General features: G+C 45.7%; 20 protein-coding genes and 2 tRNA genes. 11 read left to right on the top strand and 11 right to left on the bottom strand.

The features are described 5' to 3' along the window. The coding region (locus tag DKW60_RS09585) for a transposase domain-containing protein (RefSeq protein WP_146203462.1) at positions 1-181 on the top strand (181 nt) is incomplete at its 5' end. Positions 182-438: 257 nt separating this feature from the next. Here DKW60_RS09585 and DKW60_RS09580 read toward each other — a convergent pair. The 6 genes from DKW60_RS09580 to DKW60_RS09555 all read right to left on the bottom strand — a co-directional run bounded on the left by DKW60_RS09580 (position 439) and on the right by DKW60_RS09555 (position 6,455). After that, entirely contained in the window at positions 439-1,758 is a 1,320-nt protein-coding gene (locus DKW60_RS09580; protein ID WP_109837432.1) for a DEAD/DEAH box helicase, read from the bottom strand. Positions 1,759-1,942: 184 nt separating this feature from the next. Beyond that, a complete protein-coding gene (locus DKW60_RS09575; RefSeq protein WP_109837431.1) occupies positions 1,943-2,518 on the bottom strand; it encodes an NUDIX domain-containing protein in 576 nt (191 codons plus the stop codon). A gap of 125 nt (positions 2,519-2,643) precedes the next feature. After that, complete coding sequence (locus DKW60_RS09570) at positions 2,644-3,306, bottom strand: PspA/IM30 family protein (protein WP_109837430.1); 663 nt, start codon at positions 3,304-3,306, stop codon at positions 2,644-2,646. A 9-nt stretch (positions 3,307-3,315) separates the two neighbouring features. Next, the gene (locus DKW60_RS09565) at positions 3,316-3,588 is read right to left on the bottom strand and encodes a YiaA/YiaB family inner membrane protein (protein WP_109837429.1); all 273 of its coding nucleotides are present in this window, start codon (positions 3,586-3,588) and stop codon (positions 3,316-3,318) included. A 221-nt stretch (positions 3,589-3,809) separates the two neighbouring features. Then, the gene (locus tag DKW60_RS09560; RefSeq protein WP_109837428.1) at positions 3,810-4,553 is read right to left on the bottom strand and encodes a helix-turn-helix domain-containing protein; all 744 of its coding nucleotides are present in this window, start codon (positions 4,551-4,553) and stop codon (positions 3,810-3,812) included. Positions 4,554-4,679: 126 nt separating this feature from the next. Next, entirely contained in the window at positions 4,680-6,455 is a 1,776-nt protein-coding gene (locus DKW60_RS09555) for a sensor domain-containing diguanylate cyclase (protein ID WP_109837427.1), read from the bottom strand. A gap of 365 nt (positions 6,456-6,820) precedes the next feature. Here DKW60_RS09555 and DKW60_RS09550 point away from each other — a divergent pair. Beyond that, positions 6,821-6,891, top strand: a tRNA-OTHER gene (locus tag DKW60_RS09550). 18 nt (positions 6,892-6,909) lie between these two features. Here DKW60_RS09550 and msrB read toward each other — a convergent pair. After that, positions 6,910-7,353, bottom strand: coding sequence for a peptide-methionine (R)-S-oxide reductase MsrB (msrB, locus tag DKW60_RS09545; protein WP_109837426.1), 444 nt, complete (start codon positions 7,351-7,353; stop codon positions 6,910-6,912). Between the two features lie 102 nt (positions 7,354-7,455). On the opposite strand from msrB, the gene DKW60_RS09540 reads away from it, so the two are divergent. From DKW60_RS09540 to DKW60_RS09520, 5 genes are all read left to right on the top strand, one after another. Further along, entirely contained in the window at positions 7,456-8,406 is a 951-nt protein-coding gene (locus DKW60_RS09540) for a YheT family hydrolase (protein WP_109837425.1), read from the top strand. A 131-nt stretch (positions 8,407-8,537) separates the two neighbouring features. Next, entirely contained in the window at positions 8,538-9,332 is a 795-nt protein-coding gene (locus DKW60_RS09535; protein WP_109837424.1) for a hypothetical protein, read from the top strand. Between the two features lie 158 nt (positions 9,333-9,490). Next, positions 9,491-10,729, top strand: a complete 1,239-nt coding sequence (locus DKW60_RS09530; protein WP_109837423.1) for an EAL domain-containing protein — start codon at positions 9,491-9,493, stop codon at positions 10,727-10,729. A gap of 1 nt (position 10,730) precedes the next feature. Beyond that, positions 10,731-11,654, top strand: coding sequence for an agmatinase (speB, locus tag DKW60_RS09525; RefSeq protein WP_109837422.1), 924 nt, complete (start codon positions 10,731-10,733; stop codon positions 11,652-11,654). Positions 11,655-11,688: 34 nt separating this feature from the next. Further along, a tRNA-Arg gene (locus DKW60_RS09520) sits at positions 11,689-11,765 on the top strand. Positions 11,766-11,780: 15 nt separating this feature from the next. Here the strand turns inward: DKW60_RS09520 and DKW60_RS23660 are convergent. Together DKW60_RS23660 and DKW60_RS09515 are read right to left on the bottom strand one after the other, a co-directional pair. Next, positions 11,781-11,957, bottom strand: coding sequence for a hypothetical protein (locus DKW60_RS23660; protein ID WP_181389643.1), 177 nt, complete (start codon positions 11,955-11,957; stop codon positions 11,781-11,783). A gap of 162 nt (positions 11,958-12,119) precedes the next feature. Next, positions 12,120-15,575 carry an acyl-[ACP]--phospholipid O-acyltransferase gene (locus DKW60_RS09515; protein WP_109837421.1) on the bottom strand — a complete coding sequence of 1,152 codons (3,456 nt, stop codon included), beginning with the start codon at positions 15,573-15,575 and terminating at the stop codon, positions 12,120-12,122. A gap of 237 nt (positions 15,576-15,812) precedes the next feature. Between DKW60_RS09515 and DKW60_RS09510 the strand changes: the two genes are divergently transcribed. From DKW60_RS09510 to DKW60_RS09500, 3 genes are all read left to right on the top strand, one after another. Continuing rightward, entirely contained in the window at positions 15,813-16,739 is a 927-nt protein-coding gene (locus tag DKW60_RS09510; RefSeq protein ID WP_109837420.1) for an ABC transporter ATP-binding protein, read from the top strand. Further along, entirely contained in the window at positions 16,736-17,497 is a 762-nt protein-coding gene (locus DKW60_RS09505) for an ABC transporter permease (protein ID WP_109837419.1), read from the top strand. The genes DKW60_RS09510 and DKW60_RS09505 overlap by 4 nt, the downstream gene beginning before the upstream one ends. Before the next feature lie 77 nt (positions 17,498-17,574). After that, positions 17,575-18,333 (top strand): phytanoyl-CoA dioxygenase family protein, encoded by a 759-nt coding sequence (locus DKW60_RS09500; protein ID WP_109837418.1) that lies wholly within the window; start codon positions 17,575-17,577, stop codon positions 18,331-18,333. 2 nt (positions 18,334-18,335) lie between these two features. Here DKW60_RS09500 and DKW60_RS09495 read toward each other — a convergent pair whose 3' ends face one another. Both DKW60_RS09495 and DKW60_RS09490 read right to left on the bottom strand, forming a co-directional pair. Then, a complete protein-coding gene (locus DKW60_RS09495) occupies positions 18,336-18,800 on the bottom strand; it encodes a DUF302 domain-containing protein (RefSeq protein ID WP_219988699.1) in 465 nt (154 codons plus the stop codon). 11 nt (positions 18,801-18,811) lie between these two features. After that, positions 18,812-19,879 carry a c-type cytochrome gene (locus DKW60_RS09490; RefSeq protein WP_109837416.1) on the bottom strand — a complete coding sequence of 356 codons (1,068 nt, stop codon included), beginning with the start codon at positions 19,877-19,879 and terminating at the stop codon, positions 18,812-18,814. Positions 19,880-20,084: 205 nt separating this feature from the next. Here DKW60_RS09490 and DKW60_RS09485 point away from each other — a divergent pair, with 205 nt between their 5' ends. Then, positions 20,085-21,743, top strand: a complete 1,659-nt coding sequence (locus DKW60_RS09485) for a sensor domain-containing diguanylate cyclase (RefSeq protein ID WP_109837415.1) — start codon at positions 20,085-20,087, stop codon at positions 21,741-21,743.

The raw sequence follows: 21,743 nt of genomic DNA, 5'->3' as shown, positions 1-21,743 counted from the left end.
TGCCAACAGTCAATCTGGGGCCAAAGCCAGTGCCAACCTGTACAGTCTGGTTGAGACAGCGAAAGCTAACGGACTCAATCCTTACGATTATCTGAAGAGATTGTTTGAAGCACTGCCTAACGCCCAGCGAATTGAAGACTATGACGCGTTATTGCCCTGGAATATTAGCAAAGGTGAGTAATTTAGCCGAGTAGGTGGTTGGATTGACACTTACTTAAAAGTAGCTTTCTAAACTGAAACACTAATATTTGGGATCAGATATGGCGGGAAATTTAAGTGCTCAGAAGAGTGCATGCCATACAAGTAGTCTTGGATGGTAAAGTGCAAGAAGTGGTAGATGGCTGTAGGAAGGGGTATTACTTTGGCTGGAATAAATCAGGGGAGAGTGATACTTGATATGAGAATCAAGCACCACTCTCCAAATGAAGCGCTTACAAACTAAGCACTGGTATTTTTAGGCTTTGGCTTACGACGTCTTGGCGGGCGCTTACCTTTGCTATCGCCATTACCGCCATTGCCACCTTTACCAGAGTTATTTGAGCGACCACGCCCGCCACCACGACCCTGAGGTTGTGGCTTTTTAACGCGAGGTTGCTTCATACCAAACATTGACGGTGGCAAATCATGAACCGGCTCGAAACCGTCGATCAATTTACGATCCAGTTCTTTGTTAATCAGCTTTTCGATATCACGCAGCAAGGTGATTTCATCCGCAGCTACCAGCGACACCGCCAAACCGTTGGCACCTGCACGGCCGGTACGGCCAATACGATGCACATAATCTTCCGGTACATTTGGCAGGTCAAAGTTCACCACGTATGGCAGATCGCTAATGTCGATACCGCGAGCTGCAATGTCGGTCGCAACTAGTACCTGAACCGCGCCACGTTTGAAGTTCGCTAATGCCTTAGTCCGTGCGCCTTGGCTTTTGTTGCCATGAATCGCCGTTGCCGGAATGCCTGCATCATCCAATTGTTTCGCTAAGCGGTTGGCACCGTGTTTAGTGCGCGAGAATACCAATACCTGATGCCATTGATTCTCTTTAATCAGTTCAGCCAACAGGCCGGACTTTTTCTTCTTATCAACCGGGCAGATATATTGTTCAACCGTCGCTGCTGTGGTGTTACGTGGCGTGACTGAAATCTCAGCCGGGTCGTTAACAATGCTTTTTGCCAGTGTGCGAATCTCCGGAGAGAAGGTCGCAGAAAACATCAGGTTCTGACGTTTTGCAGGCATATACGATAATATTTTACGAATATCGTGAATGAAGCCCATATCCAACATGCGATCCGCTTCATCCAGAATCAGTACTTCAACCTGGTTGAATCGAACCGCATTTTGGTTATAAAGATCCAACAGACGACCGGGAGTGGCCACCAGAATGTCGACGCCTTTGCGCAACTTCATCATCTGTGGGTTGATCTTTACACCACCGAATACAACGGCAGAGCGTAATGGCAAATTCTTGCCGTATGTAACAATACTGTCGTGCACCTGCGCCGCTAATTCGCGGGTAGGAGTCAGTACTAATGCGCGAACCTGATTCGGTTTCGCGCGTGGCCCATCGGCCAAATTCTCTAATAATGGCAGGGTAAAGCCTGCTGTTTTTCCTGTGCCGGTCTGAGCGGCCGCCATCACATCCCGACCTTTCAATACGAGTGGTATTGCTTGTGCCTGAATGGGAGAGGGTGTGTCGTATCCTTGCTCTTTAACTGCGTCAAGGATTGGGGCCGATAGGCCCAGTGAGTCAAAGCTCATAGTTTTTCTCTTTTACTACGTAATTGTGTATGCCGCCTAAAAGACGGGTGCTGAAGCTTACAGTATCTCTAACTGAAGCGCTATCAATGGTTTATGTGGTGGATGGTCAAAAAAACTGATGCTTAAGCCGCTGATTGCACTATTTTACTTTGTATAATTAATTTGCAATTCTACCGCTAGAATATCATTTTTGCTGTTTCAGCGCCAACCACTGCAGGGCAATGATGGCGAGTGATGCTTTTATTTTACCTTGTCGTAACCACTGCATGACCGTTTGCGTCGGAACAATTGAAGTTCGGATGTCTTCATTTTCAGATTCCAGCCCGTGAATGCCTGTTTTGACGTGAGACAAATCAACCGCTGCATAGTACAGGCTGATCATCTCTGTGGAGCCGCCTGCACTGGGGTAGAAATCCATAATGAATTCCATCTCACCCACGGAACAATCCGCTTCTTCCAATGCTTCACGACGTGCCACGTCCTGTGGTGTTTCACCAGGTTCTACCATGCCCGCAACAATCTCTAACATCCACGGCCCATCAGGATCGTTGATTGCGCCCGGTCTGAATTGTTCGATGAGTAATAACTGATCTGTTGAAGGATCGTGCAGTAGGACAGCAACGGCTTGACCGCGTTCAAATATTTCTCTGGTCATTACATCAGACCAGCCGCCGGCGAATAACTCATGGCGCAGTTCGTAAATATCGATCTGAAAGAATTTCTTGAAGGGTGTGTGTTTGCTGATGATTTTGTATTGCATCGCTGCATAGTGTCACGACAGTGTGAGCTTGAAAAGTGAATTACGATAAATAAGAGAGGGCGTGATAGGAAAAAGGAGTAGTAGGAAAGGGGGAGTGCACCTTACAGTGCCTCCCCGTGTCTCCCTCAGCTTTTGTAGCGTGCCAGAATGTCTTTTACCTTCTGCTTCTTTTGTTGTTGAGGTGTTGCCTCGCCATTGAGATGGGCTTCAACTTCTTGCATGGCCTGCATTTTGTCATTAAAACCATCCTGCCGACTGCGAATTCTATCCAGAGAGTCCTGCAGTTTGGAGAAGTTATCGCTATGGACATTACGATGTCCTGATAACTTGCCCATCGACTTCTGTGCCTCCTGTGTTGCCCTTGCCATGCCCAGTTCTGAACGGTAGTGGCCAAGTGTATGGGCCGTGTTTTTCAGGACTTGTAACAAGTTTTGTTCGTAGGATTGCAGCTGATCATACTGTGACTGCTGTTGCTTCAGAACGGTTTCCAGATCTGCCAGATCATTGGCAAGCTGCATGGCGACAGTGCCATTTTTCTGCGCCAGTTGCTGTTTAATAGCGGCTTCTTTGCTCTCAACCTTGTCCTTCAGAGCGTCCAGTTTGCGTTTCAAACTGAGCTTTTGAGCAACCACATTGGCCAGATGTTCTTTGGATTCCCTCAGACTGGTTTCACATTCGTAAATCTCCTGAGACAATATACGCAGTGAATTTGCGTCAACCACATCTTCCAGCACTTCTCTCGTACCACCTCGCATGGCAGTGGATATTTTTTGTATTAATTGCATCATGACTGCCACTTACTCCGTGTATTCTTTAAGAATTTTGTTGGTCTTTGCCTCGCTGATTTTGTGAATCAGGCTTTGAGCTTCGTGCTCGTCACGCATGGTTTTTGACATCATGATTGTGGAGCTGATCAGGAATAGTGAGTTAAGGGCTAAGTAGCCTCTCATTAACAGGCTGCCTTCCATGAAGAAAATAAAGGCGGCCATTGCGGCGATTGAGATACCAAATGTCAGTCTTACGAATAATAACCAGCTAGTCGAATTAGGTTGTAGTGTTACTTCGTTCATGGGGTCTTCCTCTCATCTTGTGTGTTTATGCTGTTGTGTTTCGATGAATGAAGATTAAGAGAGTGGTACTGCCTTGGGCAACGATGATGATAAAAAATGAATATTACGCGTCTTTAGGTATTATATAGTGATACCAATATGATTTGATGTGATCACTAATGACGAAAATATAACAAGCGGAGTCGCTTTGAGGAGGAACCGGAAACGTTTGTACAGCGGGCTTACTTTATCTTACGTGGATCACCAAACAGTCGCTCATAGTTCCAGTCACGCATACCCATTAGCAGGGTATAACCTTTGCGTTGCCCAATCGGTAAGTTGGCATCGTCTTTACTCAGAGTGTCGAAGTCTTTCGCTAACTGCTGCATCTTGCGTTGAAACAATGCATTGCTGGCGTCACTGAGCATGCCATTGAGCACGACGAGTTTTTCGGTTTCACGTGTGAATCGGGTGCGGAAGAACTCGGTTTCGATCTTGGCGCAAAATAACTTCATAATCGGGCCGTCATCCAGCCATTTGAAGTTAGCCGCCACCAATAGCTTTATCTTGTTGCCCGGTAATAGCTCGATAATTCTAAGCCGATCCAAATGCGCTAAGTGATTGATGCATTGCGCTTCTGTGAAGTCATAACGCGATACAATGTCCTGAAGACTCCAGTGGTTGAGCACATAAACCGTGATCATTAACAGATCAAGATTGTCAGCAATTTCCTTTTCTTGCGCATAGGTGAGTTCGCTAATGGCTTTGCTGTGTTCGGCTTGCATTTCTCTGACCAGGTCTGAGATCTCAATCTCCAGCATCAGGCAAATCGCATCCAGACGCTGCAAGGAAATATTCTTCTCAGAAAACAGTCGCTTCACACTAGCCTCTGATAATGACAGGCAGTTCGCGACATCGACATAAGTCTTGCCATTGTGTTTCAAGAGGCGTTTTAGCGTTTGGATAAGCGGAGCAGTTTGTGACATGGTGAGTGGTCGTGTTTAGGGTAGTGTAATCAACATTATAGCTTGAATATAGCGAGCTTTGCTCACGAGCTGCCGGACGCATAGTGCTGTCCTGATCTTACGAGTATAAATCGATAAACCGGTCATCTAGGCTGTCTGAGGCTGTTTCGGTTTTTCCGGCGATGTCTCCTTATCAGGATGCGAGACGATTTTATTTCGCCCGGAGGTTTTAGCCCGATACATAGCCTTGTCGGCTTGGCTCAGGAGTGTTTGTAATGATAGTCCGCCTTCATTGGTTTGATTGACCGTGCCAATTGAAAGGGTAAGTGATAGCGATAATCCAGATAGGTGCAAGGGGCTTTCCTGAACGGACTGACGAATTTTTTCTGCGATAGCCGTTACTTCCTGATCAGTGGCGTCATTGATATAAACGACAAACTCATCACCGCCCAATCGCGCGGCAAGGTCAACGTTTCGCACACAGTCTTTCAGGATAGTGGCCAGATGTTTAATAGCAATATCTCCCGTTTCATGGCCATACAGATCATTAACCTGTTTAAAATTATCCATATCAATAATGATAATGCCAACGCGGTGACCTGTGTTAACTTCAAGGATTGCTTCCAGATGATCTGTGAAGTGACGTCTGTTAGAGAGTGATGTGAGGTAGTCCTGTGTGCTGGTTTTGTAGAGATCTTTATTGGCCTGGCGCAGCTCGGTGGTGGCGATTTCTATTTCTTCCTGTAGCGACAGGTTGAGTCTTTTTATTTCTCTGTTGGACTGCTGTAAGCCGGTCAACAGGTTTGAGAAAGAACTCCATAATTGTTTGATTTCACTTGGTGTGTCATCAGGAGCACGACCTATGCTCATCGTGTTATTGCTATGGGCGGATAGATTGGTTCGTCTGATCAAACGGTTAATAGGTCGCGTAATTTTACGAGTCAGAAAACCGGCCATAAGCAGTGCGACCAGTACGCCAAACGCTAACCAAATTAGGGTATTTAGGCGAAAGTGGTCCAGCATTTCCGTTAGTTCGGCTTTGGATTGAGGGATCATTACGCCCCAGCCAAGTTTAGGAATGGCGCTAAACCCTGCGACCATGTCTGTTTTTAAGGCCGGTGAATAGAATTCCGCGGTACCGGATTGGCCAGCCAGCATTTTTTGTACAATCGATAGTTTCGATAAGTCTTTAACCTCATCCACCCAATCCGGGCTAGGGTGCGCAACAACCTGACCTATATTGTCGACCACCGCGCAATGGCCGCGCCCTCCGAAGTCGATTTTGGAGCAAATGCTCGCAATATGCTCCAGTGATATTTCTGCGTAAAGCATGCCATCGACAATGCTGTGTTGATTGAGGATTTTGTGCTGTATTAACACCACCGGTTTACCACTGATACTGCTCGCGAAAACGGGAGACATTGCGTCTTGTCCCTCGATACCATTGGCCGCTGCAGGAAGCCCGGTGAGTTTAAGATGTGAGTAGTCAGGTTTGTTTGAGCCGGGCTGCTTGGGAGGGGCGGTGGAGATGCAGCTGAGCTCAGAATGAGGCGTTGAGGAATAGGAGAGTGCAACAAAGTTTCCAAACGATTTTTGATGAGTGTCGAGGATGTATTGGATACGCGCTCGTTTGTCTTCCTTCCCCAATACCACGGCCACTTCATTCGACAGCTTGGTGAGTTCCTGACCAATCGTTTGCAGTGACTGCTGGCGTGTGGTCACGAACAATGTTAACGGCTCAACCAGTGCTTCTGAAATCAGTTGATGTTTTTCCAGCATTTTCTGCTCAACCTGATGCCAGGAGTTTTGGAATAGGCTGTGCAGGAAAAACATGATGGGCAGGAGTAACACGAATACAAAGCTAGCCATGACTAAGCGTTTGATTGATCGCCCAAAATAATTAAAAAGCGTCTTATCTCTCATTGTAGTATTTTTTTTGTTTCTGAGACTATCTGTATTGATTATGCCATAAGATCAAGCACTAATAAGAATTAGATCCTCTTATATTAAATTAAGGCTCATTATTGCTGTTTTCTGAATGTAGAGGTAATTTAGGTGAAAACGGAGCAATGCCGGGTTTGCACTGGGAAATTTTAATTGACTTCAGAGGTGCTTAAAAGCTAGTCTAAAAGACATGATTACTTTATGCATATATAAAACACAGTGGATGAGCGGACCAGATTCGTCGATCCCCGTGTGCGTGCGCGTAATCTAACTAAACAGATTCCGAGATAAAGCCGCACTTAGTTGCGGCTTTTTTTATGCCTGAAATTTGTTTAAACCTAAGTTGGTGTGTAGCTGATGTGGCAGGCGTCTGGTATTGATCAGAGCGTTGCAGGTTCGAGCCCTGCCTCACCAACAATTTAATATAACGTGATTAGTCCAGCTTCTTTAATGCTACCGCATTCATGCAATAGCGCAATCCACTTGGTGGCGGTCCATCAGGGAATACGTGGCCAAGATGGGCGTTGCATGTATTGCAAAGTGTTTCAACCCGCGTGCTGGCAAGGCTGGTGTCGACATGATAGGAGATGGCATTCGCCTTAGCAGGTTGTGTAAATGACGGCCAACCAGTGCCCGACTCAAACTTCTCGTTAGCATCGAACAGCAATGTATCGCAACAGGTGCAACCATATAAACCCGGCTCAAACAGACTGCACATATCGGAACTGAAAGGACGCTCAGTACCTGCCTTTCGGGTCACCAAATAAGCGTCTTCCGAAAGCTGTGCTCGCCACTCGTCATCAGTTTTGCTAACGGTATTATCAGGGTCTGGATTACCCGTTTTTGCGAAATTCAGAATGTCATCCCACTTTAGCATTATGCGCTCCATTGACTGTTTAATAGGATTGAATCCTAGCATAGATTGAATTATTGAAAGATAAGTACTCTAATGCTGTGCTTATTTATTCAGGAATCCATTATGTCGCAGGGTATGCCCACTAATTTAGGCAATGGTCATATAGAAACGCTATTGCCTTACTTATTACGTCCGGTCAAACAGCAGGACTATCAGCGGCAACGCATTGATACTCCTGATGGTGATTTTTTAGATTTGGATTGGGTCAAGCGTGGTCAGAAGAAATTACTGATCATCTCCCACGGGTTGGAGTCGAGTTCACGCGCACAATATGTTCAGGGCATGGCCGACCTGTTTAAGCAAAATGGCTTTGATGTGTTGGCCTGGAACTACCGCAGTTGCTCAGGTGAGATGAACCGTACCGCGCGCTATTACCATTCCGGTGCCAGTGATGACTTGGACGTGGTCGTCGCTCATGCCCTAAAAAATAATGATTATGACTCTGTGTCGCTGATTGGTTTCAGCTTAGGGGGTAATCTCACCCTGAAGTATGCAGGGGAGAAAGCAGAGGGGCTTGATCCGCGAATTCAATCCATCTGTGTGTTCTCAACACCTTGCTATCTTAAGACGGCGAGCCATCAATTAGCGACAGGGTTCAACCGAATATATACCCAAACCTTTGTTAAATCGCTTCGCCAGAAGGTGGTTGATAAGCACGCATTATTAAGTCGCCAGGGGTTTGATCTTTCACGCTTGAATGAGCTACGCACACTGCCGGACTTTGATGATCAGTTCACTGGCCCATTACACGGTTTCAAAGATTCAGATGATTATTATGAGCAGTGTAGTTCGCGTTACTTTATTAAAGATATCAAGCGACCAACTCTGATTGTGAATGCAGCGAATGATCCCTTTCTTTCAAAAGAGTGTTACCCCTATGATGAGGTTGCGGCGAGCCAAACCGTGTCATTAGAGGTACCAAAATACGGTGGGCATGTTGGCTTCTTTAAGTTTGGTATGGGGAATGTGATGTGGTCTGAAGCCAGAGCCTTGAGCTTCATTAGAACAGCTTAATCCGTACTTGTTGTCAGAAATGACCGAAAAACTATACCTTGTAAGTCTTGTTGGCAGGTTTTAAGATGATGTTAAGCTATTGTTAAGTTTCAAAATCCCCCAGTCTGACTTGCTCAAAGAGGTTCTATAGCTTGGAATTAATATCAATAATCATAGGAATTGCCGGTTTTTTATTCGGTGCTTATGCCTATTATAAAAACCGCCTGACTAAAGAGCTGACCATCATTTATTCAAGTGAATTAATTGAGGGTAAGCAAAAGCCCGGTGTTGAAATGCTGTATCTGGGGGAACCCATTTCAGATTTTATTCGTTATCAAATTACACTGTTTAATAGCGGAAAAGAGGATTTGAAAGCTGCAGATTTTGAAAATGAGTTGGTTATTGCGTTTGATAGTTTACAGGTTGTTTCCCATCATCTCACTTACTCTGGTAGCGCTAGTGAACCAGCCTTTGAATTGGATGACCATGCGGTCACTGTTGGAATAGAGCCTATAAAACCTAATAACCACATTACTTTTGAGGTTTTAACGGGAGGACACAGCAAGCAGCTAAATCCACCGGAGGTGTCTGCAAAATTAGTCAAGGGCAAACCCATAAAACTACATCAGCAAGCATTTACAAAGACTGAGAGTAATCAGAAGTATAAAGCGCTGGTAAAAGACCTTGGGCTCATTACTGGTGCTTTTTTGGCCGGCTTGTTATTGTTAGGGATTTCTTTTTATAGCAAATACAATGAGTCTTTGGTGGGGCGAGAAATTGACTTGAGAGAACAATTAAATATCTTACTGACTGTAGAGTCACTATTGTGGTTCTGCATGTTCATTGTTTCACTTGTGTTATTGTTTTTTTCATATGAGTCATTAAAAGTACTTTCATCACGCTTTCAGAATTATAAATTTGAAGAATTGGTGCAGAACAAAAAATAACAAACAAGTTCGTTACCCAATATAGGAGCGATGTTTGTTGCGGAGTGAGTCATCAATTCATTGCGGGTGTATTGTTTGTTGATAAGTCAAATAAACGGTAAGCTTCACCGAAGTATCAGGGCTGATTTTTTAGATACGAAACTAATAACAAAGGAGAGATGATGGTTGCAGTGTTGCATGAAAATCAGGGGTACCACCTAGGCGATTTAGTCCCTGAAAAAATGCAACAGACGATTGCTGCTATACGTGCTCATTTATGCATGGATATTGCATTCATTACTGATTTTGTTGATGAACACAATATTGTGCGCTTTGTAGAAGGTGACTCAGAACATGCGACAAGTCTGCCCGGCGCTTGTATCCCCAGGCATGAGAGTTATTGCCATCTGTTCGCAGGGGGCGTTCTGCCCTCGATTATTCGCGATACATCACTGGACCCTGTCGCCAGAAAGTTAACTTTAACCCATAAGCTCAATATCGTGTCTTATATTGCCGCTCCTTTACGGGATGCTGATGGCGCTACTTACGGTGTGTTTAGTTGCATCGGTCATAAAGACGGGGGGCATCTTAGTGAGAGTGATCTGGCTGTGATGTCTATGTTTGCTGATATGGCCGGTACTGAGATCAGGGAGCAAATTAAAAAGAGGCAAAGCTATCTGAATGCGCAGCGTCGGATTCTGGAGGTCATGAAGCCGGAAAAGCTAAACATCAGCTATCAACCCATTTACGACCTACAGCAAAAAAAAGTCGTCGGCTACGAGTCACTGGCAAGGTTTGATACACAGCCTTATCAAACGCCGGATATTTGGTTTGATCAAGCAAAACTGGTGGACTTGGATCAACAGCTGGAGTTGTTAGCCATTAAGCAAGGACTCGAAAGCATTCATCTGATCGATGAGTCGGCTTATTTGTCCTTAAATGTGTCAGCTGAGATTATTTTGTCAGGCATTCTAACGAATATTTTTAGTGATGAGATTGCTCACCGTATTGTTCTGGAAGTGACTGAGCATGCCAAAGTCCCCGATTATCAGTTGTTCCGCGAGGCACTCTCCCCGTTGAGGAAAAAAGGTGTGCGGGTTGCCGTTGATGATGCCGGTGCAGGGTATGCCAGCTTTCAGCATGTTTTGGAGTTACGCGCTGAAATCATTAAGCTCGATATCAGCCTGATAAAAGGTCTGGCTAAAGATCCTGCCCGCAGTGCGCTGGCGAGTGCGTTGATCGCTTTTGCCCGAGAAACTAACACCAAAGTGATCGCGGAAGGCGTGGAAACGCAGGAAGAATATCTGGAGTTATTAAGGATTGGTGTTGATAGTATTCAGGGCTATTATGTTGGCTATCCCATGCCGGTAGAACAGGTTATATTATACACCCCAACAGTAGATGCCCATCGGACCTAATATGTCATTCATAGCGAGCGATTCAGCTTTTTGTAATATCTTTAGTTATATGGGGTTGTCTCTGAGCCGCAACCTCGATGATGCCGATATATTCGTCTTGGGAATTCCTTATGACCTTGCAACCACAGGCCGGGCAGGCACACGCAGTGGCCCCTCAGCCATTCGCCAGGCGAGCGCAAATTTACGCTGGGAAGAAAAGCGCTGGCCATGGAATTTTGCGGCTTTTGAGCGCATTCGTGTCGCCGACTATGGTGATTTGGAGTTACTGACAGGTAACCAGCAGTCATTGTTAGATGAGGTTGAGTCACATGTAGGTGCTCTGCTGCAAGCAGGTAAAAAAGTGCTTTGTTTTGGTGGAGATCATTTCGTTGCATTACCGTTATTGCGAGCTCATGCCGCTCAGCATGGCAAGTTGGCGATGATTCATTTTGATGCACATACCGATACCTATTCTGAGGAAGGTGCAGCGTTTGATCACGGCAGCATGTTTTATCATGCCCCTAGAGAAGGGTTGATTGACTCTGAAAAGTCGATACAGATAGGCATTCGCACAGAATATACGGTTAAAGGGCATCCTTTTGAGGTTGTTAATGCCGCGCAAGCAAATGACCTCCATGCGGATCAGATTGTTGAGCGTATTAAGTCCAGAGTAGGCGATGAGACAACACCGGTTTATCTAACCTTTGATATTGATTGTTTAGATCCGGCCTTTGCGCCCGGCACCGGAACACCTGTAGTGGGTGGACTGACGACGGATAAAGTATTGAAAATTATCAGAGGCCTGCAAGGTTTAAATATTGTTGGTATGGATGTGGTTGAGGTTTCTCCGGCTTATGATCATGCTGAAATCACGTCGCTGGCCGCCGCCACATTGGGTCTGGAAATGTTGTATTTAATCGCCTCACAAAGCGAAGATAGTGCCTGATTTTTCTTTGGATTACTGTATAATCGCGCCACAAGCACCCGTAGCTCAGCTGGATAGAGTGTCGCCCTCCGAAGGCGAAGGTCATGCGTTCGAATCGCATCGGGTGCGCCATTTCCTCTCAGGCTTTTACTTATTGCCGGGACAAAACCCCAAGAAATCAGGCTTTTCACAAGTATTCGGTTGATCCTTCCATTGTTTGCAGTGACCGAACGCATCCGCCTTTAGGCAGTCCTTATTCGGGTTTGAGCATGCTGCTAAACCAGAAGCCAATATCAATACTAAAATCGCCGCCTTGTCAGTCATTCTCGTCCCTCTGATCTGCTAAATACCTATTGTTGCAACTAAAATCTGCTGTTGCCCGTTGTTAAAGAGAATAATACAAAATGATAGGTACAGACATGGAAAACATCATAGATCACCCAAATCGTCGTGACTTCATGGCGATGTCTGCTGGCGTGGTTGGTGTTAAGCTGACTGACTTGCCAATACTTTAGCCCCTGCAAAATCTGTCTTGCCAGCCCCTAGCGTCGGTAAAGTCTCGACTTGTAAAACCTTTGCGGGAATCAATAGCGGATTAATTTCAGCTTCAAGCATTGCTTCTCTGATGGTGCGTAGATCTAAATCCTGATCGGTCAGCAATACGACTTTTTCACCTTTTTTATCATCGGGTATGTTGGTCGCTATCAAGTCTATATCTGGCATTTCTAAACTCATTCGCACCGCTGCCTCCACCTCACTCAGGCTAATCATTTCACCGCCGAGTTTTGCAAATCGAGAATAGCGATCAACGATGACTAAGAAGCCATCTTCATCCAGGTGGCCCTTATCACCACTCACATACCACCTAATATCGTCTATCTTGCGGATAACTTTTTGGGTTCTTTCCGGATCATTTAAATAGCCTTTCATGATCTGAGGGCCACCAATCAAAATCATGCCGTCTTCGCCATTGGGAAGCTCTTCAAAGCTAACGGGGTCAACGATTTTGAAGCTTGCTCCGGGTAGCGGCATGCCGACAGTGCCTTGCTTGCCGCCGATCTGCGTGTACCAGTAAGTGGTGTCTAAAACATCCGGTAAGTTTACACTGGCTACTGGCGTTGTCTCTGTGGTGCCGTAGCCTTCATAGATGTCCTTTGAGTATTTCATCTTGAAGGCTTCACGCACTTGCTGGTTTAGTTTTTCAGCACCCGAGACCACGATGCGTAAATTGTCAAACATCAGCGGTTTCACCTTCTTATCACGGGTATATAAACGGAAGAAAGTCGAGGTGCCAAATAATATGGTTGCACGGTATTTTGCGACGGCCTTACCGACTCCCTCGCCATCGGTTGGGTCAGCGTGACACACCATCGGCAAGCCCTCTATCAACGGGAGGAACTGCGTCACGGTTAAACCAAAGGCGTGGAATAATGGCAGAGATGCCATGACCACATCATCGCTGTCTGCATTTAATATTTCGCCCACTTGCTTAAGGTTTGCCATGATATTTCGGTGAGTTAACTCAACACCTTTTGGTGCGCCCTCACTGCCGCTGGAAAATAGAATGGCTGCGGTTGTTTGGTTGTCGTGGTTGCTGCTGTAGAGTGTTTTCAGAGCAGATGCCGGAAGCAGTTTGATGATGGTTAATGTGCTTATCATTTCCAGCGTTGAGATCTCTTTTCTCAGTGTTTCCAGGTGGATTACTTTCGCATCTGCCAGTGCTGCTGATAAATCAATACCGCGCTTTTTTAGCTTATTTAAGAATAATGAGGAGCTGTAAACGGTTGTGATGTTTGCTTGCTTTAGTGCCGATGAAAATGCCTCGCGACTGGCTGTGTAGTTGAGGTTAACCAGTGTTTTTCCTGCGAGTAATCCCGCCATATTAGCAATCACTCCACCGCTACTGGTCGGTAGTAGTAATCCGATATTTTGCTCCGGACTACACTTTTTGATGCGACGAGAAAATGCGATAGATGCTGCCAGCGTGTTTCTGGCGGACAGTGGTTTGCTAATACTGTCTGCTAGTGCCATTTCACCATCGACGTGTTTGGCACTATCAATCCATGCGTCTGCTAAAGTTGGCAAGGTGTTGCTATAGCTTTTCCAGGCGATGATGGAGAGGTCAAAAATACGTTGCTTGAGTACTTTGCTATCTGTGTCTTTATGCAACACGTTGCCAAAGCTCACTAGTAGCTCGCGCTTTCTGCCTTGTTTCGGTGTGTTTTTGAGTCTGTCTGAGGAGCGTGAAAACTGGCTGCCCCACAGGCCACGTAAATAAAACGGCACAATAACAACATCATCGTGACACATTGCAGCCGCTTTTTGATAGCCCTGCCTGAAAATGCTGAGGTGCCCCGTGCGGGTGATAGTGCCTTCCGGAAATAAGCAAACCACTTCACCTTGGTTGAGAAGTTCGGCAACTGTTTCTAAGGCCTTAGCACTGCGCGGGCCGGATTCAATCGGAATGGAACCAAATAATTTAAAGAACCAGGTCAGATACCAACGCTCATAGATCGCCCGTAACATGACGAAGCGAACCGGACGAGGTGAGGCTAATTGCACAATTGCCCAGTCAATCCAGCTGATATGGTTGCCTAGCATGAGCACGCCACCACTGGCAGGGATATTCTTCATGCCTTCTACATTGACCTTATATTTCAGATTCATCAGGTAGGACAGAATAAAGCGCACTAAGCTTTGTGGGAGTTGGTAAACCGTATACCCAAAGCCGATAACAGCCACTACTGCGATTAATAGTAGTAGCTGTGTACTGCCAATTCCGGCGATCGCAAACGCGACGGTAATCAACAGGAAGCTAAGCATCGCGATGTTTTGAATCAGATTATTCGCGGCTAAAACACGCCCGAGGTTGTTTTCCTCCGCATGATATTGAATCAGAGCATTTAGCGGGACGATAAACATACCGCCCATCACACCGATAAAGAAGAAATCCAGCCCCATTAGCCATTGGCTACTGAGTGTCGGTAGGATAAACAGGCCGATCGCAATACCCGCTGCACCGACCGGTACTAAACCGGTTTCGATATAGTTCTTTGAAAAACGTCCGGCTATTAAGGAGCCGAGTGCGATGCCTAATCCTGATGCAGCTAACACTGCTTGAATAACAATCGTGTTGGTTTCACCGGTTTGCGCTTTGGCAAAAGCAGGGAAGGCTGCCAGCATGACTTGGCCAATCGACCAAAATACGGCCAAGCCGATAATAGACAGGAAGATTACTTTATTAGCCAACACGGGTTTTAGGTTGGCGGCTGTCATTGATCCGCTACGTAGTGCTTTAAAGTCAAACTGCTGATCTGCTTGTATTGGTTCCAGTTGAGGCAGGCGATACATCATCACCAGCTCAAGCACACTGCTGGCGATTAGAATAAAGCCTACGGGTACCAGTGTGCTAAGAATGGCGCCTTTGTCCAACGAGCTTGTTGGAAACCACATTTCAAATAGGATGGAAAACAGTAGCGTGCCGGCTAAAATACCGATGATAGAAATTGCCTGAACAATTCCGTTTCCTTCTGCCAGATGCTCTTTTCCAAACAGTGATTTGATATAGCCATACTTAGCGGGAGAGTAGATAGCAGATTGCACCGCGAGTAAGAACGTCATGGCAAAGGCAGTCCAGAACCAACCCATCGCATAACAAATCGTAATGCCGATGGTTAATGCAACCGCTGCCCATGCCGCGAGTCGCATGACGGTACTCTTCGGAAACTTGTCCGCAATATAGCCAGCGGTGCTGAACATAAGAATAAACGGAAGCAGGATCAGGCCATTGACGATGGCGGTAAGATATACCTGTTCGCTGCCATCATAAACCTTGAAGATGGTGTTTTGGATAACAATTTTATGGCCAAGATCGACGACGGTGTTGAGAAAAACCGCCATTAGAAAAGGCAGAGCTCCGGCAATTTTTAGTAACTTTCCCATGTTATTCCTGTGTTATCTCTATAATTTATTGTGCCTATAACCATAGTGCGCAACAGTTACGATTATCTCAACTATTTATGTCTGAGTTGCATTTTACGGGGCGAATAGTCGTGATATGTGATGCTTGTGCAGGCTTGAGCGGCTAGCCTCCGGAAAAACTATTGAGCTATTAAGTGAGACAGAATAGTATCCATCGACCGGATCTACGTTCTGGTCCCTTAAAAAAATGGCTAAAATATGTCTGTAATTATTTCGATAAAAGACTTGAGTAAGACCTATGACTCTGGGCATCAAGCGCTTAAATCCGTGAATTTAGAAATTGAAAGAGGTGAGATTCTCGCTTTACTGGGGCCAAATGGTGCGGGTAAAACGACCATGATTTCAATTATTTGTGGCTTGGTGTCGCCGACAGAGGGCACGGTCACGGTAGATGGTAACGATATTATCAAAGACTATCGTCTGACACGCAAAGACATTGGTTTAGTGCCGCAAGAGTTATCGTTGGGTGCATTCGATTTGGTGTGGGATACGGTTAATTTTAGCCGTGGCTTATTCGGGAAAAAGCCTGATCATGCCTATATCGAACAACTGCTTAAAGACCTCAGTTTGTGGGATAAGAAAGACAGTGAATTGATGACGTTATCTGGTGGTATGAAGCGACGTGTGCTGATTGCCAAGGCTTTGTCCCATGAACCAAAGATTCTCTTCTTAGATGAGCCGACCGCCGGTGTGGATGTTGAGTTGCGTAAGGACATGTGGAAGATCGTTAACAAGCTGCGTGAGTCGGGTGTGACGATTATTCTGACCACTCACTATATTGAGGAAGCAGAGGAAATTGCAGACCGTGTGGGTGTGATTGCAAAAGGTGAACTGTTACTCATTGAGGACAAAGATACCCTGATGCATAAGATGGGTGAGAAGCAGATGACGATTGAGCTTAAAGATTCGATTTCTGCAGTGCCGGATAGTCTGGCCAAATACCAGCTGCAGTTATCTGAGGATGGTCAGGCACTGACTTACACCTATGACACGCGTGCGGAACACACTGGTATCACCAGTTTGCTACAACAGGTGAATGAAGCTGGTTTGTCCCTTAAAGATTTAAAAACGACCCAGAGTTCATTGGAAGATATTTTTGTTAAATTAGTGGAGGACGAGGCATGAATTTTCAGGCAATAAAAGTAATCTACTTTAACGAAATGTTGCGTGCATGGAATACCTTACTGCAAACCATCGCCTCACCGGTGCTTTCCACCTGCTTGTATTTCGTCGTATTTGGTAGCGCGATAGGGTCGCGAATTCAGGAAGTGGAAGGTGTGCCTTATGGTTCGTTTATCGTACCTGGTTTGATCATGTTGTCATTGCTGACACAAAGTATTTCTAACGCCTCATTCGGGATATTTTTTCCCAAATTTACCGGGACGATTTATGAGGTTATGTCAGCACCAATTTCGTTTTTTGAAATTCTGATTGGTTATGTGGGTGCTGCTGCAACTAAGTCGCTGATCATTGGATTAATCATTTTATTCACTGCCGGATTTTTTGTTGATTTGGAAGTTAAGCATCCGGTTTGGATGGTGGCTTTCTTAATTCTGACCTGTATATCCTTTAGTTTATTTGGGTTTATCATCGGTTTATGGGCGACCAATTTTGAAAAATTGCAGTTGATCCCCTTGTTAGTGATTACGCCTTTGGTGTTTCTGGGAGGCAGCTTTTATTCGGTGAGTATGCTCTCCCCGATCTGGCAGAAGATCACACTGTTTAACCCCGTGCTGTACTTGATTAGCGGGTTCCGCTGGAGCTTTTTTGGTGTGAGCGATGTACCTGTTGTCACCAGTTTATTGATGATTACGGTGTTCCTCAGCTTATGCCTTGGAGTGGTTTGGTGGATGTTCAAAACTGGTTATCGCTTGAAGCAATAAATATAGCTTGATTCACTTAAAAGCAGGTTCATAATCGGGGTTTATGGTGTTAGTCCGACAACCCCGAGGCGATCCCTATGCTGACCCAAGATCAAGTTCAAACCTTTAATGAGCAAGGCTATATAGTGCTACCTGCTGTCGCTGACAAAGCAACGATTGAGGTAATGCGTGAGAAAACGTTTGAGAGTCTGGCGTCACGAGAAGAGCCGCTGGAGTTAGAGTCATCCGTTAACTACCCCGGTGCGCCGGAAAGTAAGGATGCTCCCGGTGGTAATACCGCACGCCGTATCTTGATGGCTTATGAGCGTGATGAGATCTTCAGGAAATGGGCACATAATGAGTACATCGCTCAAAACATCCAACAGTTATTAGGTTCTCAGGAGCTATGGCTGACGCCCAATCATCACAATACGGTGATGACCAAACATCCTAAATATAGCAGCGACACCTTGTGGCATCGTGACACGCGTTACTGGCATTATTCTGATAATCGCCTGATCAATGCGTGGACTGCGCTAGGCCCGGAGCATGCACAAAACGGTGGGATGAAAGTGATTCCGGGGTCACACCTGTGGCATGTTGATGATCAGGGATTAGATGATTTACAGTTCCTGAAACTGGATTACGAGGGCAATCAGGCACAGTTAGCCAAAGCGATCTATGTTGAGTTAAATGCTGGGGATGTACTGCTGTTTAGTCCTTTCATTTTCCACGCGGCTGACCGCTGTAAGACAGATGAGATAAAGTGTTCTTTGGTGTTTACTTATCATGGAGAAGAGACTGTGCCGGTGAGTCAAACCAAGTCGGATCGCTTACCGGCTATTCGTATTATCTAGGCCTACTGAAACTCTGCCAGTACTTGTCTCAGTTCCTTTTCCCATTTACTGAACAGAGGCTGTAGCTCTTTCTCAAGTGCTGGCATCATGGCCAGGATGGATGTCGGATTGACGATGGATAGCAGGGTTTCGTCCTTCTCAGCAAAAACAGCCAGTTTCAGCGGGAGAAAAGGCATTAGTTCAGGATGAGCCCTAGTTACTTCTCTGACTTCTTCTAAACGGCCAAAGAAGATAATTTTATAATTATCCGTATGGTAACCCATTTGTCGTAAGCCACCATCACAACGCTGCACATGCGCTACAGTAAAGTTGTGTTCTTCTAAGACCAGTTTGGACTTTTCTAAAGTGCTTTCAAAGTCTGATGAGGTGCGGGCGGTCAGAATATCCTCAGTGGCCACTGCTGTATTGCTGACAACGCATATCGCGGTCGCCAGCGTGTAAAGGAATGTGATCAGTAATTTATTCATTGCTATTGTCATTACAAGGTTACCTCATCGAGGATTTCTTCATAAGCTTCGCTAATGGCTTCTAGTGCCTTGTCCAGTTGAGCGTTATTAAACAAGCTGCCATAGCGTTTGATGTTGACTGTTACCAGCTTTACTTCGCCGTCTTCAGTTTCAAAGATGGTGATCTTGCAAGGCAGAATGGTGCCGATGCGTGGCTCTATGCGGATGGCATCGTAGAGTTTTTTGAAATTGCAGAAACGAATAATGACTTGTTTCTTATTGCTGGAGAATTCGTCGGTAAGTCCTTGCTCGATGTAGCGGTCGGGAAACGTTCTGAAATTGTAGGCGCTGATTGTACTGCGCACGGCGTCCACGGTTTCATCAAAATCTAATGGCGAGTCATACATCAGGCTCAAGGCATCTTCATCCACCGGAGGCTTGGCTTGCTGTTGATGAGCGGCCCGAATGTAGCTAACAACATCGTTAATTTGTGGCTCAGTCAGAGTGTCGGCAAACGCAGGCATAGGCGTTCCGATACGGCCATGTGAAATACTATATTTCAACATGGCGTCACTGGCGGCATCTAAAAAACCTGCATTATTCAGCGCAGGTGGCATCACGGGCAATGATCTGTCTCGTGAAAAAGTAACCCCTGTTCCTAGTGTATTTCCTTCAAGGTTCTGACCATGGCAGCTGGCACAATGCTGTTGGTAAGTCGCTTTACCTTTTAAAGCATTCCCTTTAATCGGTGTTGTATCGTTACTGACTTTTTGTTCTCCCCATAAACGCATATGACCTACGATAGCGTCGACTTCATCAGCTGACAGTTGATCAAAGGCAGGCATAATGCGTCCCGGACGACCCTGAATAATTGTCTTTTTGATGTAGGAGTCAGGCAGTGATTCAATCACAGAAGGTGTCGCCAATGGTAAGCCAATGCCGCCTTCGCCGGTATTGCTATGGCAAGCAGAACAATGTTGTTTGTACAGTGCTGCACCATTTTCTTGAGCATATAAAGAAGATGATGCCAGTACAGGCAGAAGAGTGAGGCTTAGCCAAATCAGGTAATTAAGAGTTTTTTTGTATGACAGAGAGTGCATTGATCCAGACAACTTTGCAGATATTGATTGGACTTTAAGCCATAAATACAAAAAGCAGCTTGATTTGCATCAAAGTCGCATATTTTAGTGAAAGATTTGTGTATCCTATACAGTAATTACTTGCTTAAAAAATAGACATATCATGTGATGATTTGTTGACTAAGCAACGTTTCAACCGCCAGCCTTTCATCTTGATAACTAACACATGGATAAGAACAAGTGGCCAATTGCTAAAATCACATTTATTGCGTTATTGTGCCTACAAATTGTTACAGTCGGTTTAATGATGTTAATCAGCCACTTATGGGGCGAAGAAGCGTATCTCAAACACGTTAGGGGGTTGATGAAGGCGGTGGCCACTGAGTCTGTTCAGAGTGTCGAGAACTTGCTTCAACCGGCAGAGCATCTGATTAAAAATGCTCGTGGCTTGATGGAGGCTGGTGTGTTGCCGGTGACGTCCGGAGAAACCATGGAGCGGTATTTCTTTCAGCAAGTCAGCGTAAATGCGAACTTTTCTGGGATGTATTTTGGCTGGATAAATGGTGGTTTTCTGTTTACCAGACACGGCGAAGCCGATGAACTATCACCTTATGTGACTAAGTATGTCGTCAAAGATAAGGGTGTTCGAAAGACTCAACTGGTCTACCGAACCGCCGCATTTATAGAAAGGGATAGGGTAGATACTCCCACCGACTTCGACCCGCGAACCAGACCTTGGTTTAAGGTCGTTAGTGATTCCAGTTATCGCTGGACTGCACCCTATGTTTACTTCACTTCCCAGCGCCCCGGTATCAGTGTTTCCAGTCCGGTATTAAATGCAGCCAAAGAGCCGATTGGTGTGATGGGCTTAGATATTGAAATCAGTAACCTATCTCACTTTTTGAGTAAAAATGAATTAAGCTACAATAGCACTGCGCTGATCGCAACCCGCAATAAAGAGATGGTGGCGCATACTGACTTTGACACTATTATGAAGCCAGATCCGGCTAACCCTGAAAAACACATGATGATCAGTCTGGCAGACATTGATGATGAGTTGTCGAAGAAGTCTATCGCGGCTCTGGAAGCTGAAGGAAAAAGTTTCGTATCAGATGATGTAAGGACAGTGACATTGGAGTTTGAGGGTGAAACCTATCACGCGGTTTTTCATTCCTACAACAAACTCGGACTGGAATGGACGGTTGTCGTCACGGCTCCTGAGAGTGACTTTATTGAAATGATCCGCAGTGCGCAGCGTTGGCAGATTTTGGCCGCAGTCATCAGTTCGCTGGTGATTACCTTGATTGCCTTTTTGCTGGCCTTGCGATTCCTAAAACCTGTTGATGAGTTGCAAGAGTCTGTCCTTCGTAATCCACTGACCGGACTTTATAACCGCCGTGCACTGGATCAGTTTGGCGATGAGATGGTCAAAGAGGAGCATGCAAAAGGGCAGCCAGTGTCTGTTGCTATGATTGATATAGATCGCTTTAAAACCATTAACGATACCTTTGGCCATCCTATTGGTGATGAGGTGCTAGTGGTTGTGAGCCAGCGTATGCTCAATGTGTTGAAGAAATCGGACATATTGACGCGTTATGGTGGAGAGGAGTTTGCACTACTAATGATCGGTGCTGATCTGGCGAGTGCGCATGCTGTGTGTGAGCGCTTAAGACGCGTGGTCAGCCAGTCTCCTGTCATGACTAGCAGTGGCAATATCAGCGTGACTGTGAGTATTGGCGTTGAGTGTATTGCTCAGGGTGATGATTACTTCCGGGATGCCCTGGCGGCAGCGGATAAGGCTTTATATCAGGCAAAACGACAGGGTCGTGATCAGGTGTGTACCTACTCTGATCTGTCTAGCGCTGAGACAACATCGGCGGCTTAA

The organism is Leucothrix pacifica, from assembly GCF_003172875.1.
Lineage (GTDB): Bacteria > Pseudomonadota > Gammaproteobacteria > Thiotrichales > Thiotrichaceae > Leucothrix > Leucothrix pacifica.
The sequence above is the reverse complement of the archived record's forward strand: the minus strand, read 5'-3'. Positions and strand labels throughout refer to the sequence as shown.